The following is a 14,576-nucleotide window of genomic DNA, read 5'->3' on the forward strand; positions in this document are numbered from 1 at the left end:
CGTGCCTGCTCCGGCACCGTGGCGGTCCCAGTGCCGCGGCGGTCCCGCTCAGCCTGCTCTGGCGTCGTGCCTGCTCCGGTGCCGTGGCCGTCCCAGTCAGCTCGGTCCTCGGGCGTTCGTATCCTGTCCGGCGCCGTGGCGTTCCCGCGCAGCCGGGCGCCTCGGCTTCACGCCCGGCCGGCCCTCCGGTGTCGAGGTCGGACCGGCCTTCCCACGTCGCGCTCAGCTGGCCTTTCCACGTCGCGCTCGGCTGGCCTTTCCGCGTCGCGCTCGGCTGGCCTTTCCGCGTTGTGCTCGGCTGGCCTTTCCGCGTTGTGCTCGGCTGGCCTTCCCGCGTCGTGCTCAGCTGGCCTTTCCGCGTTGTGCTCGGCTGGCCTTCCCGCGTCGCGCTCAGCTGGCCTTCCCAAGTCGTGCTCAGCCGGCCTTTCCGCGTTGTGCTCAGCCGCTGGTGGTTCCGCTGTTGTTGATGGCGAAGACGACCGCGATGACCCAGACGACGCCGAACGCCAGGCCGATGATGGTCAGCAGATAGCCGACCCACAGACCGGCCGTGGCGAGCCCTTCACCGGCCTCGCGGGTCTCCCGGATCTGCTTCTTGGCCAGGTGGCCCAGCACGATGCCGACCGGCGCGCTGATGCAGGTCAGAACGCCCGCGATCGAGCACACCAGGGACGCGATGGCCAGCGCGTTGGTGTTCTGCGGTGCCCCGTAGGGCGAGTACGGCGCCCCGTACCCGGGAGTCCCGAACGGCGACTTGTCCGGCGGCGGCGGGTATCCCGGCGGCGGGCCGTAGCCCGGAGCCCCATAGGGCGGGGGCGACGGCGTGTAACCCGCACCAGACGACGGCGGGTAGCCCGCTCCGGACGACGGCGGGTAGCCCGCTCCGGGCGGCGTATAACCCGGGGCCGGTGGCGTGTAGCCCGCTCCACTGGACGGCTCCGGACTCGCCGGCGTGTAGGGCGGCGGATACGGCAGCGTCGGGTCGACTGGCGGCGGTTGTGACGGCTGATAAGGATCCGAAGGCTGGTAGGGATCCGACGGCCGGTTCGGGTCCGGCGGCTGATACGGATCCGGTGTGCCGCCGGCCGGGGGATATGTCATGGAACGTCCTCCTCGAGTCCTCGCACCGTACAGCGGGGCGAAGACGCAGACAGCCTACGAGCGCGTGTCACCTGCAATTTCGGCCCCCAGCGGATCCAGGTGAGTCTGAGGAGTCCCAGACCGGCCACTCCGGTCCTGATCCGGTCGGCTCAGCCTCGGTGCAGGTCGGCTCAGCCTCGGTCCGTACGGCCGGGAGAGCTACCGGGCGGGTGCCCGATCAGCATCCGCGCCGCCGCTCAGAGCCAGGGGCCGCTGGCGGGTGTCAGAGCCGACCGACGGTCAGCGACAGCGCGGCGGGTGATCACACAGCGGCGGGTGAGCCAGGGCGGCGGGTGAATCAGGGCGGCGGGTCGCTTATGAGGCGGGTCGCTTACGTAGCCGGTCGCTTGCGTAGCGGGGTCGCTTGCGTAGCGGGGGTTGCTTGCGTAGCGGGGGTTGCTTATGTAGCGGGTCAGTCTCGGCGGGTCGGACTCAAGGGAGCCGGGTCAGGCGGCCCACCGCACGCTCGACGGCGAGGCAGCGGTCCTCGACATAGTCGATTCCTGCCTCCTGAGCGATCCGGCGCGCCTCGGCCGAGACGATGCCGCTCTGCAACCACACTGCGGGCGCCTTGATCGCGACCGCCTGCCGCACCACATCCACAGCGTCACGCGCCGGCCGGAAGATGTCCACCAGATCGACCGGCTCGTCAAGATCAGCCAGAGTGGGCACCGCCCGAATCCCGAAGACCTCGTCGACGAACGGATTGACCGGCAGAATCCGCCACCCGTGCCGAATCATCTGCAACGGCACGGTGTGCGACGGCTTGTATGGATCCCGAGACGCTCCGACCACCGCGATGACCTTCGCCTCGGCCAGGATCTGCTGGGCACTCCGCATACATCAACTCTATGCCGATCACCACCGCCCACCGGAGGCCCAGCCGAGCGGCGCTCCTCACAGGAACCGGCCCAGCACCACGGTCAACGACCCCCACCATGCCACGCGCGGTGATGGTCGCCGGCGTCGTGGGTCGGGTGCCGCGGGTCGATGGACCGACCCTGCCGCGCGACGCCAGCTGCCCCGGCCGGATGGGTGTCGCTGGTCGGGTCGGGTGTCGCTGGTCAGATGGGGTGTCGCTGGTCGATGGACCGGCTTTGCCTCGACGCCGGTTGCCGGTGGTCGGCTCGGGTGCCGGCGGTCGGGACGGGTGCCGCTGGTCGATGAAGCTGCGCCGTGCGACGTCGGCGGCCCCAGGCTGGGCCGGGGACCGCCGATCGGGCCAAGTGTCGCGGGTCGATGGACCGGCTCTGCCTCGACGCCGGTTGCCGGTGGTCGGCTCGGGCGCCGGTGGTCGGGACGGGTGCCGCTGGTCGACAGACCTGCCCTGCCCTTGCACTGCCGTGCGACGCCGGTCGCCGGCGTCGTGGGTCGGGTGCCGCGGGTCGATGGACCGACCCTGCCGCGCGACGCCGGTCGGTGGCGGTTGGGTTGAATGCCGGCGGTCGGCGGAGCCGGCATGTCTTGCGGTGTTCGGCTCCGCCCTCGTGCCCCCGAGTCGTCCGTCAAAGCAGGGTCAGCTGGTCGGAGACGGCCGGGGCCGGGTCGGACGCCACCTGGCGTGCGGTGACCGGGGACGGGTTGTGCAGGCCGTGCCGACGTGCCGCCATCCGCACCCGGGCGCCGATCTCGTCCTGGTAGGCCCGTGGCAGGTATGAACCGTTGCCGAACAGCTCCCGGTAGCGCGGCAGCAGCTGTGGATGCTCCCGCCCGATCCACGATGCATACCACTCCCGGGCGCCGGGGCGCAGGTGCAGCGGGAGGGGTGTGACACCGGTGGCTCCGGCTGCCGCGATCCCCGCCACGGTCGCGTCGATCGACTCCTCGGTGTCTGTCAGGCCCGGCAGGATGGGCGCCATCAGCACGCCGACCCGGAAGCCGGCGTCGGTGAGTTTGCGGACCGCCTCCAACCGGCGGCGCGGGCTGGGAGTGCCCGGCTCGACCGATCGCCAGACAGCCTCGTCCACGAAGCCGACCGATAGCGACAATCCGACCCTGGTCACCTCGGCGGCCTGTCGGAGCAGGTCGAGGTCGCGCAGGATCAGCGTGCCCTTGGTGAGGATCGAGAACGGGTTGGCGTGGTCGCGCAGTGCCGCCAGGATCTCCGGCATCAACCGGTAGCGCCCCTCGGCCCGCTGGTAGACGTCGACATTGGTGCCCATCGCGATCGGCGCACCGGACCAGCGGGGACTGCCCAGCTCCTGACGGATCAGCTCGCCCGCGTTGACCTTCACCACCACCCGGGTGTCGAAGTCGTGACCGGCGTCGAGGTCGAGGTAGGTGTGGGTGTTGCGGGCGAAGCAGTTGTGACTGACCACCCCGTCGGCGATGAAGTCGCCGGTGCCGGTGGAGATGTCGAACAGCGGCAGGGTGAGCCCGAGGTCCTCGATGTCGGCCACGGCGAGTCGGCGCTCCCGGCGCACCCCCACCCCGGACGCGTCGAGCGGCTCCATCGACGCGCCGGTCAGATGCCGGAAGCGCAGTGCCGCCTCGAGGTGCCGCTCGGTCTCGACCCGGCCGGTCCCGCCGGGCCGGATCACTCCGGGGCCTCGGGCGACCAGGCCAAGATGGATCAGCGCCTGCGCCACCCGCCGCAGGTACGGCGCGTCGCCGCACTCGAAGGTCACGGCCAGCCGGTCGGTGCGGCCGACCGCGCCGAAGGCGCCGGCCAGGAAGCCCCGGAACCAGTCAGCGCTCGGCAGCTCGGGCCAGCGCACCGCCTCGGTCAGGGAGACGTCGTCGAGATAGCCGTCGGCCCGCACCCAGGCGTCGCTCTCGACAGCCGTGCCACCGTCGGCGGCGTCACCCCGGACCAGGCCGCAGACGAACCCGGCCTGATAGTCGGGCGACTCCTTGGGCGGATCGGCGAACCGGCCCACCCCGAACATCAGATCGCCGACGGCCAGGGCCGGCTGGTGCGGCTCGGCCGGGCTGATGTGCCGCCAGCCCCGGTCGGTGAGGAACCGGTGGTCTCCGCTGCCGACCAGCCGCGTGCCGTCGGCCAGGGTGACCCGGAACGCCGGTTTGGTCGTCTGCCAGTGGTCGAGCACCGTGGTCGGCACGTAACGGCGGTGCGCCCCGGCGCCCATGGTGCCCATCACCGCGTCGCCGGGGCGGATCTGCGCCAGTGGCCGTGTGGAACCGTCGGCGAGCAGGATCGGCGTGTCACCGGCCAGGCAGTAGGTGCAGGCGTGGGAGCACCCGCGATAGGGGTTGACGGTCCACTCGAACGGCACCCGTGACCCGCCTGGCACCCGGTTGATCAGGGATTTCGCCCGGACCTCGTAGAAGGTCATGCCCGCGAACCCCGGAGTGTCGAAGGTGCGGACGGTCGCGCCGGGCAGCGCCAGCGGCAGGGGTGGAGCCGCCGGCGCCGCCCTGTCCAGGAGCGTGGCGTCACCGGGCCGGGCCGACAGATGGGACCATCGCATGGCGGATATTCGAACACACGTTCTAGGTCGTGTCCATGACCTTCCTCGAACAGGTGTACACAACGGAGCGTACGCCGGAGGCCCGCGGATCGGGTGATCCGCGGGCCTCCGGGTTCAGTTCGGGGTCAGCTGCGGGCTGCCGTGGCCTCTTCCTTGGCCGGCTCCTCGGCGGGCTCTGCGGCCTTCTCCGCCTGGGGCTTCTCGGCGGTCTCGCCGTGCGCGCCCTTGCGGTGTGCCGCCATCTGCTCGCGCACCTCGTCCATGTCGAGCTCCTGAACCTTCTCGATCAGGCTCTCCAGGGACGACTCGGGAAGCGCGCCGGGCTGGGCGAAGACCACGACGCCGTCGCGGATCGCCATGATCGTGGGGATCGAGCGGATGTCGAACTTGGCCGCGAGCATCTGCTCGGCCTCGGTGTCGACCTTTCCGAAGGTGATCTCCGGGTGCTTCTCCGAGGAGCGCTCGTAGGTCGGCGCGAAGCGGACGCAGGGCCCGCACCAGCTGGCCCAGAAGTCAACCAGGACGATGCCGTCCTTGTTGGTGACCTCGTCGAAGTTAGCTGTGGTCAGCGTAACCGTCGCCATGATGCCTCCGTCTGCGGGAATCGCTTTCGTCGGGTGAAACTCCGGGTACCCGTTAGTCATTCCCGTACTCGGCGCCGCGACACGTGGCGTGCAGCACCTTCCGGGTTTCATACCCACAAACGACACGGGCGCCTCATGGTAACTGAAAGTAGGCGCTTGGTGTCTGGTTGCTGACACGATCGAGGTGGCGTTTCGCTGCCGGATCGAGTGATCTAGGTGATTTGCCCAGGCTGTGCGACGACAGTGGGAGCGATCCCGCGTGTGGAGCGAAATAGTTAACTAACCTAAATGTGAGCTGCCTCACAAACGAAAGTCCTTCACATGGATACGGACGGTGAGGCAAACTCTTTCCCAACAGAGCGTGGGCGGCGGGTGCCGGGGAGGGCCCCGCCGCTCATTGCGTCTCCTGCCGATTAGTCCGGCATTCTTTCTCGTCTATGCGGATTTCCGCGGACTCTCGTCACGGCGCTTGATCACCTGTCGGCGGCCCGTGGCCGAATCGGTAGCCTAACGCCCCATGACCGCGGGCGAGGACCAATCCACCGAGGTCGGCGTGGGCCCGTGGGCGGGCGAGCGGCCGGCCGGCGACCACTGGGATCCCGAGTTGCTGGAGAACGGCGACCGGCGCAACGTGGTGGACCGGTACCGCTACTGGAGCCGAGAGGCCGTGGTGGCCGACCTCGACACCCGCCGGCACGGGTTCCACGTCGCGATCGAGAACTGGCAGCACGACTTCAACATCGGCACCGTGGTGCGCAACGCCAACGCCTTCCTCGCCGCCGAGGTGCACATCGTCGGGCAGCGCCGCTGGAACCGTCGCGGCGCCATGGTCACCGACCGGTACCAGCACGTGCGCCACCACCCGACGATCGAGGAGTTCGTGGCCTGGGCGGCCGCCGGGAAGCTTCCGATCATCGGGATCGACAACCTTCCGGGCTCGCGCCCGATGGAGACGACGACGCTGCCGCGCCGGTGCGTGCTGCTCTTCGGCCAGGAGGGCCCCGGCCTCTCCGAGCCGGCGCGGCGTGCCTGTGCCGAGCTGTTCTCGATCGCCCAGTACGGATCCACCCGCTCGATCAACGCCGGGGTGGCCAGCGGGATCGCCATGCACGCGTGGATCCGGGCGCACGCCGGAGCGCCTCCGGACTGACCTGGATCGGCCCGTCTTCGGCCGATTCGCTTGACGGCGCGCCGCCCGACCACCACGGTATGGAGTGTGGGTGTCACGGTGAGTTGCCCTAGGTGTGCTGCGCAGGTCCGCAAGCCGGATCTGATGCACAGCAGCTGGCGGTGCGACAACTGTGGCGACGTTCCGCCGTTCCACGTCGCCGAGCACATCAGCGCGGAGATAGTCGGAACGGTGCTACGGGAGTCGGCGTCGAGTGCGGAGCGGATACCGCTCTGGTGTCCCTGGCCGCTGCCGTCCGGGTGGATGGTCACCGGGGCGGGCTGGTCGGGTGACGACCGGTTCGGGGTCCGTGCCACGGTCCTCGCGTGCAGCGGCCCTGAGCCGCTCGGCGGTGGGCCGGCGGATCTGGTCCTGATCGCCGAGCAACCCGGCGTCGGACTCGGCACGCGGTTCGCCGGCATCCCCGGGATCGACCCTGGGCACCTGCTCTCCGAGGCGCTCGCCGATCCCGGTTCCCATGCTGGTCCACATGCGAAGATCAGGGCGGCGGGGCACCCCACTCCACTGTGGTGTGTCAAGTCACCCGAGGATCGCAGCGCGTACGTGAGTGAGGCAAAAGGAATGTGGCTCTATGCGGTAGCGTGGCCCGCGAGCGCGGGCTATCTTCTCGCGGAGCATGTCGTCCTGCACGACCTCTCCGAGGGCGTGCCGTCCGAGCTCGTGTTCGGAGCGCCGTCGCCCTATCTGCACGGTCGTGCCTGATCTCCTAGGCGTGACCTGCCGCTATGGCAATCGACTTTCTGGCCACTTTGTTCACACGAAGCGACGAAGCTGATACCGTCAGTGTTGCCGCGGAGCTGAACGTAACCCGCACCGGAGGAGAAGGCCCCCATGGTCAAGAAGGTCCTCACCTGGCTTGGTATTGCATTCTTGATCTTCTTCATCGCCTTCAACCCGAGCTCGGCCGCGGCGGTGTTCGAGTCACTCGGAGGCACGATCGCCGACATCGCCGAGGGCTTCGGCACTTTCTTCACCGACCTCGTCGCATAGCATCTCTACATGGATCCTGGTGAGCCGCGCGACCCGCGAGGTGAGGGCGCTCGTCGCCCTCAGGACGACGACAGTTTCGGGTGGCGTGACCCGTTGCTCGACGGCGATCCTGATTACCCGGACGACGAGGCCTATGAGGACGACCCGGCGTACGGTCGTCGTCGGCACTCGCCTGACGACCGCTTCGGCGAGACGGACGAGTATGAGGCGCCCAGCTTCACCGCTGAGGAGCTCGAAGGACTCGACCGTGGCGGCGGCCCGCGCCGTTTCCTCCCGCTGGAGGACGAGCCGACCACGCTCGTCGCCCGATACCTGTTCCCCACCGAGCGCTATCGCGGTGAGTGGAAACGGCACTGGATCCACCTGGCCAAGCCGATCGGCATCGGTGCCGCCGCGACGCTCCTCCTCGGCTATCTCGCCGGCTTCCTGACCAAGCAGAACATCAACGGTCTCGTCACCGTCGCCGTGCTGATCTGGCTCGGCGTGATCAGCTGGGTGGCCTGGGAGGTCTTCGACTGGTATTTCGACCGGTTCATCCTGACCAACAAGCGGGTGATGGTGGTCAACGGGATCATCACCCGCAAGGTGGCGATGATGCCCCTCCTGCGGGTGACCGACATGAAATACGAGCAGTCCGCCCTCGGCCGCATGCTCAGCTACGGCACCTTCGTCCTCGAGTCGGCCGGCCAGGATCAGGCGTTGCGCGAGGTCAAGCACCTGCCCAACCCCAACGAGCTGTATCTGCGCGTGGTCGAGGAGATGTACGAGCCGCAGGCCGTCGAGGCCCGGCTCGGCAAGGACGACGAGGGAGACGACGCCTGACCTGGGCGCCGCCCGGTGCGGCGCCCAGCGGTAGCGTGACGGTGATGACCGGAATCGACCTGCACTGTCACTCGACCGCCAGCGACGGCACGCTCACCCCGGCCGACCTGGTCCGTGCCGGGGCGGCCGCCGGGCTGGACGTCATGGCGATCACCGACCACGACACCACCGGCGGCTGGGCCGAGGCCGCGGCGGCCCGGCCCGACGGCCTCGCGCTGGTCCGTGGCGCTGAGCTGTCCTGTCGCTGGCACGGTGCCGAGCCGGGCATCCCGCTGCACCTGCTGGCCTACCTGTTCGACCCGGCCGAGCCGGTGCTCGCGGCCGAGCTGGCCAGATTGCGTCTCGACCGGGAGCAGCGCGGCGAGCGGATCGTCGACAAGCTGCGGGCCGACGGCGTGCCGATCACCTGGGACGAGGTGCGGGGATATGCGGCCGGTGGCTCGGTGGGGCGGCCGCACATCGCACAGGCACTGATCCGGGCCGGCCTGGTCGCAACCACTAACGAGGCCTTCGAGTCCGCGTGGTTGGGGGCCCGTTACTTCGTACCAAAGTCGGATCTTGATGTTTTTGATGCGGTCCGTGCGGTGCGGGAGGCCGGTGGCGTCGCGGTCTTCGCCCATCCGCGGGCGACCAAACGCGGCCGGGTGGTGCCCGACGAGCTGATCGTCGCCCTGGCCGAGGCCGGCCTCTTCGGCCTGGAGGCCGACCACGAGGACCATTCACCCGCCGAGCGGGCCCAGGTCAGGGCGTTGGCGGAGCGGCTCGGGCTCGCGGTCACCGGATCGTCCGATTTCCACGGTACGCACAAGACCGTCCAGCTCGGCGCATTCCGGACCGACCCCGAGATGTACGAGAAGATCGTCGCCGCCGCGGCCGGAGCACCGGTCCTGGGGTGAGTTCGTGGGGCTCCGTTCCCGGCCGGGGTGACGCTCGCCGCACCCGACTGCGCCGGAGAGGGACGGCCCATAGCCTGCACGGGTGAATGTCAAGCTGTTCGGCGAGTTCTTCGTGACGCTTCTGGTGATCGTCGACCCGCCCGGCATGGTCCCGGTCTTCCTCGGCCTCACCGGATCCATGCCGGCGAAGGCGCGGAACAGGGCCGCCACCCAGGCCGTGCTGCTCGCCCTCGGCGTCATCGTCGGGTTCGCCGTCGCCGGGCAGACCCTGCTCGACTACCTGCACGTCCAGCTCCCCGCTCTCCAGGCGGCCGGCGGTCTGCTGCTCGTCCTGGTGGCGTTGCAGCTGCTCACCGGCAAGACCGACGAGCCCGCCGAACAGGGTGGCACCAGCAATGTCGCCCTCGTCCCGATCGGCACTCCGCTGCTGGCCGGGCCGGGCGCGATCGTCGCCACCATGCTGTACGTGCAGCGTGCCGAGAGCGCCGACGAATACCTGGTCCTGGCGGCCGCGATCCTGGCCGTGATGGCCTGCGTGTGGCTCGTGCTGCGGTTCTCCGGTGTCATCGTGCGGCTGCTCCGGCCGGCCGGCATCGAGGTGCTCACCCGGATCGCGGGCCTGCTGCTGGCGGCCATCGCGGTCCAGCTCATCGCCGACGCGATCAACGCTTTCGTGAAGTCGTACGCCGCTCTGCCCTGACGGAAGGTGTCGGGGGGTGCTGGCAGGATGGGAACGTGCCCCCCACTCGACGTGCCACCAAGCCTGTCGTCCCCGAGCAGCTCGGTTTCGCCGGCATGCCCGAGAAACTGTTCGTCTGCACACCGAGCAAGCTCGGGGCCTACGCCGACTGCCCACGGCGGTATCGGTATTCGTATGTCGATCGGCCCAGCCCGCCCAAGGGCCCACCCTGGGCGCACAACTCGCTCGGTGCCAGCGTGCACAACGCCCTGAAGGACTGGTACATGGTGCCGGCCGAGCGGCGCGGCACCGAGTCGCTGCCCACCCTGCTCAAGGCCACCTGGGTGCGTGAGGGTTACCGCGACGTCGACCAGGAGCGGGCCACCTACCAGAGGGCGCTGGACTGGCTGGAGAGCTACGTCGCCACCCTCGACCCGGAGGACGAGCCGCTCGGCGTCGAGCGTGTCGTCGCGGCCAAGACCGGCATCCTCGCGCTCAACGGGCGGGCCGACCGGATCGACACCAGGGTCGGGCCGTCCGGGCCGGAAGCGGTCATCGTCGACTACAAGACCGGCAGGTCCGGGTCGTCACCCGACGACGCGCGCGGCTCCCAGGCGCTGGCGCTCTACGCGTTCGCCGCCGAGCGGATGTTCCGGCGACCATGCCGCCGGGTCGAGCTGCACCATCTGCCCACCGGGACGGTCGTGTCGCACGAGCACACCGAGGAGTCGCTGGCCCGGCAGGTGCGGCGGGCCGAGGAGACGGCCCAGGACATCATGGCCGCGGAGAAGGCGGTGGCCGGCGGTGCCGATCCCGATGCGGAGTTCCCGGTCAATCCCGGGTCGCTCTGCGGGTGGTGCGATTTCCGCAAGGTGTGCCCGGCGGGGGCGTCGGCGCCGGTCAAGGAGTCGTGGACGGCGGTGGAGCACCTGACCGCCTGAGCCCGCGTTCTTCGGTCCTTCGCCGCTTTGCCTTCGCGCCGGGTGTTCGTTTTCGGCCGGTGATCGGTCTGCGGCCGGGGATCGGTCCTCGGGCGGGATCGGTTCAGCGTGCGGCCTCCTCCGGTCTGAACAGGCCGGCAGGCACACCAGCCCGCCACGCTCCGGTTCAGGAGGTGCGGTCGGCGCTACGGCGGGCGCGGCAGGCCGGACACAGACCCCAGAAGGTGATCTCGGCCTCGTCCAGCTCGAAACCGTGCAGATCGGACGGCATCAGGCAGGGGCGCTCACCCACCGCGCAGTCGACGTCGGCGATCGCCCCGCAGCCACGGCACACGATGTGATGATGATTGTCGCCGGCCCGGGCCTCGTACCGTGCGGGACTGCCGGCCGGCTCGATCCGCCGGGCCAGCCCCGCCCTCGACAACGCGCCGAGCACGTCATAGATCGCCTGCGTCGACACCGAGTCGAGACGACCCCGCACCCGGTGGGCGATCTCGTCGACCTCCAGGTGCCCGCCCCCGGTCAGGACATCGAGGACGGCCAGGCGCGGCCGGGTGACTCGCAACCCGTGCTCACGCAGCAGTTCCTCACCGGTCGACATCCGTCCATGACAACACGCCCGACCGGATTCACCAACCCGGATGGTGATCACATTCGTACCGCAGCCGCAGGTAGCCGCTGTTCACCACCGGGTTTCCGGGCATCGGCCGGGCGCGGTCCGAGCATCTGGGGACGCGTTTCGATCACGACTTGGCCGTCGGGGGATGTTTGCGCAGTCAGAGAACTCCTAAGCTGACCTTCACCCGGATCGCCACCGCCCGGAGCACCGCCGGGATCGAGGAGGAATGGTGTTAGACCAGGTCAACGGATTGCCGGTACACGTACTCGTGCTCCATGCCGCAGTCATCTTCGTGCCCCTGCTGGCTCTCGGCGCGATCGTCTACGGTTTCGCCGCGCCCTTGCGCCCCCGGATCGGCTGGGCCGTCGCGCTCCTCGCCGTCGTCGCACCGGTCGCCGCCCTGATCACGAAGCTCTCCGGCACCGAGTTCTACAACCGTCTGCTCAGCGAGGAGCGCGTCTCCCCACCGGGCAAGGTGATCCTCGACGGGCACATGTCCAACGGCACCACCACGTTCTGGCTGACCCTCGCCCTGGGCGTACTCAGCCTGATCCTGGTCGTCCTCACCACCCGCAACCCCCGCGCCCTGCCGAAGATCGCCGACCTGGCGTTCGCCGTTGTCCTGCTGGTCCTGGGCGGCCTGAGCGCCTACTACCTCTACCTGACCGGGGACTCGGGAGCGACCGCCGTGTGGGGCACTTACTGACCCTCCACCGGACGTGGCTGCCGGCGCGCTTCCTTTCAGGGACGCACTCATGCGGGCCGGCATGCTTCCGTCCGGGGATGCCATGCGGCCGGGGTTCGCACCCACCTGGGGCTGGCACGAACCCGAGCCTTGCACGAACACCCGGTGGACGAACTGGCGTAGCCGGGCAGCACGCGCTCTGAGCCTGCTCCTGAAGTCTCTCCATCGAGCAGGTCTCTAGAAGACGAGACGTGCGCAGAGCAGGCAGACGACGATGACGGCGATCGCACCGGCGACCAGGCCGATGCCGTAGGTGACGGTCCGTGCCGAGCCCTCGGCGTCGTCGAGTGCCTCGAAGTCCTGCGGAGGAAGCCGCCGCGGCGACGGTGGGTGCGCGATAGTCGGTGGACGCCAGTCAGCCGGAGGGGGATCGGCCTTTGGCGGCCCCTGATAGTCGGCAGGCCGCGCCGGGGGGACCGGATCGGGCCGGCCGAGCGGCTCGGCGGACGGATCGGGCCGCTGCCAGTACGCGTCGTCGTCCGGGACGCTGGTGGGGGAGCTCACGTTCACCGACGGTACAACCGGAGGGGGACGACGACCGCGCCGCTGTCGGCATACGCTCATAGTCGTGGACATCCTGGACGACCCTGAGCGTGACAACGACGCCGAGCGCGAGGTCGATTTCGAGTCCGAAGAGGCTCCGGTCCTGCCCGAGCAGACCCGTGACGACACCGAACGAGGCTGGGGCGAGCGGTCCTCCTCCAACGACGACCGCCTGCTGGAGGACCGCCCGCCACACTGGGGCTGACCTTTCGTCACGCTGGGCTGACCCGCGCTCACGGTTCCATCGTCGGCAAAAGGCCGACTCGGCTTGCTGTTTCGTGTCGCTGCCGTAGTGCTGGCTGACCCGCGTGATCGGGTTCGCGTCGATCATCGACGGGCTGCCTCCGAGGAGTCTGGGGCAGGCCCAGCGCCGCGTCGGGGCCGTGGCTTCGTTGCCGGACGACCCCGACGGGCCTCTCTGGGGAGCCGCCGACGGGTCAGCCTGGGCGGATCACTATGGCGAAGCCACGACCCGAGGCGGTGACGGCCTGCCTGGCGGCGTCCGGGTCGAGAGCCAGGAGCAGACCACCGGTCACCGGGTCGTCAGCACCGGTGACGTCCAGGACCAGGGCCGCGCTCGCCACCGGGGTGGTCCGGTCGCGGTCGCCGTCCAGTCGGAGCAGGTCGACCCGGTTGCCCGGGCGGACCACGGACAGCGCGGTCGGGTCGGCCAGCCGCACCGGTACGCCGACACTTCCCGGTGGGATCGGTCGTGCAGTGCCGGACGGTGCCGACGAGGCCGTGGAACGATCCGACGACCCGGACGGCTGCGGTGTGGAATCAGTCGGTACGCAGCCGGTCGGCTCGATCCAGAGGACCGCTGCGGCTGTGGTCAACAGCACGGCGACCGAGACCAGGCGGAGCAGTGCGCCACGGCTCGGCCGGCGCCAGCGGACCGGGTCGAGACGCTCGTCCGGCGGTGCCGGTCCCTTGCGGGGCATAAGACCTCCAGGTTTCGTCGCCTACCGTGCTGGACCGCTCCCGACCGAGACGTCCGGACTGTCCGGCCCCGACTGGCGTCGCCACGTCCGAACTTTCCGGACGTCCGGCCCCGACTGGCGTCGCCACGTCCGGCCTTCCGGACCCGGCTGGCGTCGCCATGTCCGGCCTTCCGGACCCGGCTGGCGTCGCCACGTCCGGGCTCTCCGGAGAACCGGCAGGTGCAGGTGCCGCCATGTCCGGAGCTTCCGGATCCGGCAGGCGCCGGCACCTCTGGACCCTTGGTCCCGGTGGGTGCCAGGAGGTCTGGACCCTTGTCCCGGTGGGTGCCGGCACCTCTGGGCCCTTGGGCCCGGCAGGCGCTGGCACGTCTGGACACTGCCGGGCTCGGCCAATGTCGCCATGACGTGCCTTGCCAGTGCCCGAGAACGGCCGCCACCCGGGTTGGCGCGAGCCGTGGGACCGGGGACCTGGAGCGAGGGCTGCCGGGGTCGTCGACGACTGATTCAAGCCGCGGATGGGACGACGCCCGGGACCGTCGGCGGGCGTCTCGGCCGCCGGGGAGACGGTCGTTCGGCTTCGGCGGAATGGCTGTGTCAGAAACGCCCGCCGACGGCTGCGATCGACGTTAGGTGGGTTCCGAGGCGTAGCGCGGAGAGCCTGTGGACAACCCGGCGTTGTGGATAACCTGCCGCCGCCCTGTGGATCTTGCTAGGGCCGAAGGGGGTGGGCAGAGACCGAGGCGACTGACTCCGGAAAGGGACGAGGCTGAGGCGTTGCGGACGGACGGTATGGGGCCGAGGTGTGACGGCTGGGCGTGGGGAGGTGGCCGTGGGGAGGTGGCCGCTGGCGGCCGGGGAGCGGAAGGGTGGCCGTGGGGAGGTGGCCCCTGGCGGCTGGGGCGTGTGAGGTGGCGCGGCGGCTGGGGTGTTGGGGAAGTCACCGTGGGGAGGTGGCCGCCGGGGGCCCGGGAGTGGGGAGGTGGCCGCCGGGGGCGGGGAGTGGGGAGGTGGCTGCAGGAGGCTGGGAGTGGGGAGGTGGCCGCTGGCGGTCGGGCC

General features: G+C 70.1%; 16 protein-coding genes. 9 read left to right on the forward strand and 7 right to left on the reverse strand.

All coding sequences use genetic code 11. The annotated features are described in order from the left end of the window. Positions 1 to 438: 438 nt before the first annotated feature. The 4 genes from ACFO0C_RS20650 to trxA form a co-directional block, all read right to left on the reverse strand. Entirely contained in the window at positions 439 to 1,101 is a 663-nt protein-coding gene (locus ACFO0C_RS20650) for a DUF4190 domain-containing protein (protein ID WP_378068270.1), read from the reverse strand. A 471-nt stretch (positions 1,102 to 1,572) separates the two neighbouring features. Next, the gene (locus ACFO0C_RS20655) at positions 1,573 to 1,980 is read right to left on the reverse strand and encodes a CoA-binding protein (protein ID WP_378068271.1); all 408 of its coding nucleotides are present in this window, start codon (positions 1,978 to 1,980) and stop codon (positions 1,573 to 1,575) included. A gap of 665 nt (positions 1,981 to 2,645) precedes the next feature. After that, positions 2,646 to 4,571 carry an intein-containing Rv2578c family radical SAM protein gene (locus ACFO0C_RS20660; RefSeq protein ID WP_378068272.1) on the reverse strand — a complete coding sequence of 642 codons (1,926 nt, stop codon included), beginning with the start codon at positions 4,569 to 4,571 and terminating at the stop codon, positions 2,646 to 2,648. A 125-nt stretch (positions 4,572 to 4,696) separates the two neighbouring features. After that, entirely contained in the window at positions 4,697 to 5,155 is a 459-nt protein-coding gene (gene trxA / locus ACFO0C_RS20665; RefSeq protein WP_378068273.1) for a thioredoxin, read from the reverse strand. 517 nt (positions 5,156 to 5,672) lie between these two features. On the opposite strand from trxA, the gene ACFO0C_RS20670 reads away from it, so the two are divergent. The 7 genes from ACFO0C_RS20670 to ACFO0C_RS20700 all read left to right on the forward strand — a co-directional run bounded on the left by ACFO0C_RS20670 (position 5,673) and on the right by ACFO0C_RS20700 (position 10,672). Further along, entirely contained in the window at positions 5,673 to 6,305 is a 633-nt protein-coding gene (locus ACFO0C_RS20670) for a TrmH family RNA methyltransferase (protein ID WP_378068274.1), read from the forward strand. A gap of 78 nt (positions 6,306 to 6,383) precedes the next feature. Next, positions 6,384 to 7,046, forward strand: coding sequence for a DUF6758 family protein (locus ACFO0C_RS20675; RefSeq protein WP_378068275.1), 663 nt, complete (start codon positions 6,384 to 6,386; stop codon positions 7,044 to 7,046). A 129-nt stretch (positions 7,047 to 7,175) separates the two neighbouring features. Next, a complete protein-coding gene (locus tag ACFO0C_RS20680) occupies positions 7,176 to 7,334 on the forward strand; it encodes a hypothetical protein (RefSeq protein ID WP_378068276.1) in 159 nt (52 codons plus the stop codon). 9 nt (positions 7,335 to 7,343) lie between these two features. Next, the gene (locus ACFO0C_RS20685) at positions 7,344 to 8,156 is read left to right on the forward strand and encodes a PH domain-containing protein (protein ID WP_378068277.1); all 813 of its coding nucleotides are present in this window, start codon (positions 7,344 to 7,346) and stop codon (positions 8,154 to 8,156) included. A 41-nt stretch (positions 8,157 to 8,197) separates the two neighbouring features. Then, positions 8,198 to 9,052, forward strand: coding sequence for a PHP domain-containing protein (locus tag ACFO0C_RS20690; protein ID WP_378068278.1), 855 nt, complete (start codon positions 8,198 to 8,200; stop codon positions 9,050 to 9,052). Between the two features lie 82 nt (positions 9,053 to 9,134). Further along, the gene (locus ACFO0C_RS20695; protein ID WP_378068279.1) at positions 9,135 to 9,752 is read left to right on the forward strand and encodes a MarC family protein; all 618 of its coding nucleotides are present in this window, start codon (positions 9,135 to 9,137) and stop codon (positions 9,750 to 9,752) included. A 95-nt stretch (positions 9,753 to 9,847) separates the two neighbouring features. Continuing rightward, positions 9,848 to 10,672, forward strand: coding sequence for a RecB family exonuclease (locus tag ACFO0C_RS20700; RefSeq protein WP_378068524.1), 825 nt, complete (start codon positions 9,848 to 9,850; stop codon positions 10,670 to 10,672). A gap of 166 nt (positions 10,673 to 10,838) precedes the next feature. On the opposite strand, the gene ACFO0C_RS20705 is transcribed toward ACFO0C_RS20700, so the two are convergent. After that, on the reverse strand, positions 10,839 to 11,273 hold the full coding sequence (locus ACFO0C_RS20705; protein ID WP_378068280.1) for a Fur family transcriptional regulator: 435 nt from the start codon (positions 11,271 to 11,273) through the stop codon (positions 10,839 to 10,841). A 244-nt stretch (positions 11,274 to 11,517) separates the two neighbouring features. Between ACFO0C_RS20705 and ACFO0C_RS20710 the strand changes: the two genes are divergently transcribed. Beyond that, positions 11,518 to 11,997 carry a DUF2231 domain-containing protein gene (locus tag ACFO0C_RS20710; protein WP_378068281.1) on the forward strand — a complete coding sequence of 160 codons (480 nt, stop codon included), beginning with the start codon at positions 11,518 to 11,520 and terminating at the stop codon, positions 11,995 to 11,997. A 216-nt stretch (positions 11,998 to 12,213) separates the two neighbouring features. On the opposite strand, the gene ACFO0C_RS20715 is transcribed toward ACFO0C_RS20710, so the two are convergent. Beyond that, entirely contained in the window at positions 12,214 to 12,540 is a 327-nt protein-coding gene (locus ACFO0C_RS20715) for a translation initiation factor 2 (protein WP_378068282.1), read from the reverse strand. A gap of 64 nt (positions 12,541 to 12,604) precedes the next feature. Between ACFO0C_RS20715 and ACFO0C_RS20720 the strand changes: the two genes are divergently transcribed. Continuing rightward, the gene (locus ACFO0C_RS20720; RefSeq protein WP_378068283.1) at positions 12,605 to 12,784 is read left to right on the forward strand and encodes a hypothetical protein; all 180 of its coding nucleotides are present in this window, start codon (positions 12,605 to 12,607) and stop codon (positions 12,782 to 12,784) included. A gap of 232 nt (positions 12,785 to 13,016) precedes the next feature. Here the strand turns inward: ACFO0C_RS20720 and ACFO0C_RS20725 are convergent, their stop codons facing one another. After that, a complete protein-coding gene (locus ACFO0C_RS20725; protein WP_378068284.1) occupies positions 13,017 to 13,520 on the reverse strand; it encodes a hypothetical protein in 504 nt (167 codons plus the stop codon). Positions 13,521 to 14,576: the final 1,056 nt, after the last annotated feature.

The sequence above is a fragment of the Actinoplanes subglobosus genome (assembly GCF_042650585.1).
Classification (GTDB): domain Bacteria; phylum Actinomycetota; class Actinomycetes; order Mycobacteriales; family Micromonosporaceae; genus Actinoplanes; species Actinoplanes subglobosus.